Source organism: Parafrankia sp. Ea1.12 (assembly GCF_900465275.1).
Classification (GTDB): Bacteria; Actinomycetota; Actinomycetes; order Frankiales; family Frankiaceae; genus Parafrankia; species Parafrankia soli.
Window position 1 is genome coordinate 1 of the sequence record NZ_UBIZ01000373.1, and the last position, 2,280, is coordinate 2,280.

The 2,280-nt window shown below is 72.8% G+C and carries 3 protein-coding genes; 1 reads left to right on the forward strand and 2 read right to left on the reverse strand.

All coding sequences use genetic code 11. The annotated features are described in order from the left end of the window. Nucleotides 1-42: 42 nt before the first annotated feature. Nucleotides 43-582: a carboxymuconolactone decarboxylase family protein gene (locus FMEAI12_RS21375; protein WP_112107593.1), complete on the reverse strand. Its 540-nt coding sequence runs from the start codon at nucleotides 580-582 to the stop codon at nucleotides 43-45. Continuing rightward, nucleotides 582-1,145: a peroxiredoxin gene (locus FMEAI12_RS21380; protein WP_071066906.1), complete on the reverse strand. Its 564-nt coding sequence runs from the start codon at nucleotides 1,143-1,145 to the stop codon at nucleotides 582-584. The genes FMEAI12_RS21375 and FMEAI12_RS21380 overlap by 1 nt, the downstream gene beginning before the upstream one ends. A 110-nt stretch (nucleotides 1,146-1,255) precedes the next feature. Between FMEAI12_RS21380 and FMEAI12_RS21385 the strand changes: the two genes are divergently transcribed. Continuing rightward, complete coding sequence (locus FMEAI12_RS21385) at nucleotides 1,256-2,218, forward strand: LysR substrate-binding domain-containing protein (RefSeq protein ID WP_071066807.1); 963 nt, start codon at nucleotides 1,256-1,258, stop codon at nucleotides 2,216-2,218. Nucleotides 2,219-2,280: the final 62 nt, after the last annotated feature.

Consider the following 2,280-nt stretch of genomic DNA (forward strand, 5'->3'; position numbering starts at 1 on the left):
GTGGGCGGGCGTCCGCCCGGCCCGCTCGACGGGGCAGGGGGCTCAGGCGGTGGCCGGCACCTGCTCGTGGCTCTCGATCGTCACGGCCACCGCGTGCACGACCGAGGCGACCCGGATCGCGTCCTGGATGACCTCGCGCGACACCCCCCGCCCACGCAGCTCGTGCTCATGGGCGGTCAGGCACATGCCGCAGCCGTTCACCGCCGACGCGGCCAGCGACCAGAGCTCGAAGTCGGCCTTGTCGACGCCGGGGTTGGCGATGGCGTTCATCCGCAGCCCGGCGCGCATCCTGGAGTACTCCTTGTCCTCCAGCAGGTGCAGCGTCCGGTAGTACACGTTGTTCATCGCCATCAGCGCGGCGGCCGTGCGAGCCGCCTTGGCGGCCTCGGGGCTGAGGTGCTCCAGCACCTCGGCCTCGAGCTCGGTCAGGGTGGTCGCGCCGCGGCTGGCGATCGCCGACGTCAGAACGGTGCCCCACAGCTGCTGGTTGTTCAGCTGCGACTGGGAGGTCACCGAGCCGAGGTTGAGGCGCAGGTCCTTGGCGTAGTCGGGAAGCAGCTCCCGCAGTCGGGCGACTCCCATTACGCCGCGACCTCCGCCGGGGCCGGCGCCGCCGCACCCAGGGTGGCCTCTCCCTTCTGCCAGTTGCACGGGCACAGCTCGTCGGTCTGCAGCGCGTCGAGTACGCGCAGCACCTCGGCCGGGTTCCGGCCGACGCTGCCGGCGGTGACCATGACGAACTGGATGACGCCGTCCGGGTCGATGACGAAGGTCGCACGCTGCGCGACACCGTCGTCGCCGAGCACCCCGCAGGCCACGGCGAGCTCGCGCTTGATGTCGGACAGCATCGGGAAGGGGAGCTCACGCAGGTCGGAGTGGTTCTGCCGCCATGCGAGGTGGACGTACTCGTTGTCCGTCGAGACGCCGAGGATCTGCGCGTCGCGGTCGGCGAACTCGGAGTTGAGCCGGCCGAAGGCGGCGATCTCGGTCGGACAGACGAAGGTGAAGTCCTTCGGCCAGAAGAACACGACCCGCCACTGACCGGTGCGGCTGGTGGAGGTCTCCTGGACGAACGCGGTGTCGGGGTCGCTCGACACGACGCCGGTCAGGTCATAGGCGGGGAACACGTCGCCGACGGTCAGCACCTGGATGATCTCCTTTCGGTGTGCCCCGGAGTGGGACACGGGCTCCACTCTCGCGATCGGGGACTCAGAAGAGAAATCGAAAGATTCGGCAAGTCTGATAGCTTCTCTCTATGACTCAACCTCAGCCCACGCTCGCTCAGCTACGAGCCCTCGTGGGTGTCGCGGATCACCGGCACTTCGGTCGGGCCGCGACCTCGCTGCACGTCAGCCAGCCGACGCTGTCGAGCGCCGTCGCCGCGCTGGAGCGCACCCTGGGCATCCAGCTCGTCGAGCGGACGACCCGCAGCGTGCTGCTGACGCCGGTGGGGGAGGAGATCGTCCAGCGGGCGCGCGGGGTGCTCGGGGCCGTCGACGACATCGCCCAGCTCGCGGTGCGCGCGCGGGCGCCGCTGTCGGGCGACATCCGGCTCGGCGTCATCCCCACGGTGGCGCCCTACCTGCTGCCCCAGCTGCTGCCGTCGCTGCGGGCCCGCCGGCCGGAGGCGCGGCTGCGGCTGCGCGAGGCGCAGACGTCCGCGCTGCTGGAGGAGCTGCGCGGCGGCTCGCTGGACCTGGCGCTGCTCGCCCTGCCGACGGACGAGCCCGGGGTGGCCGAGCTGCCGCTCTACGACGAGGACTTCGTGCTCGTGACGCCCGTCGACCACCCGATGGCCGGCAGCGCCGCGCTGCCGGTCTCCTCCCTGTGCGGCCGGGACCTGCTCCTCCTCGAGGACGGCCACTGCTTCCGGGCGCAGGCCCTGGACGTCTGCCGCGAGGCCGGGGCACGCGAGCGCAGCGCGCTGCGCGCGGCGAGCCTGTCCACGATCGTGCAGATGGTCGCCGGCGGCCTGGGGCTGACGCTGATCCCGGCGGCGGCGGTGGGCGTCGAGGTGGGGGAGGGGCGCGGCCTGGCGACGGCGACCTTCCGTGACCCGGCGCCGCGCCGGCGCATCGGCCTCGCCTACCGGACGACCTCGGCCCGGGTGGCGGACTGGACCCTGCTCGCGGCCGAGATCCGCGAGGCGCTGCCCGGCACGGGCCTGGAGGTCACGCCGGTGCCCGCACCCGAGCGGACACCGGCTCCCGTCGGCTGACCCGGCCCGCCCGGGGGTCGACCGCGGCTGCTCTCCGTGACACCCGGCACGCGGCCGAGGCC

Excerpts from the sequence above, each read along its gene's own strand:
- FMEAI12_RS21375 (WP_112107593.1), bottom strand. The coding sequence starts at position 582 with ATGGGAGTCGCCCGACTGCGGGAGCTGCTTCCCGACTACGCCAAGGAC.
- FMEAI12_RS21385 (WP_071066807.1), top strand. The coding sequence starts at position 1,256 with ATGACTCAACCTCAGCCCACGCTCGCTCAGCTACGAGCCCTCGTGGGT.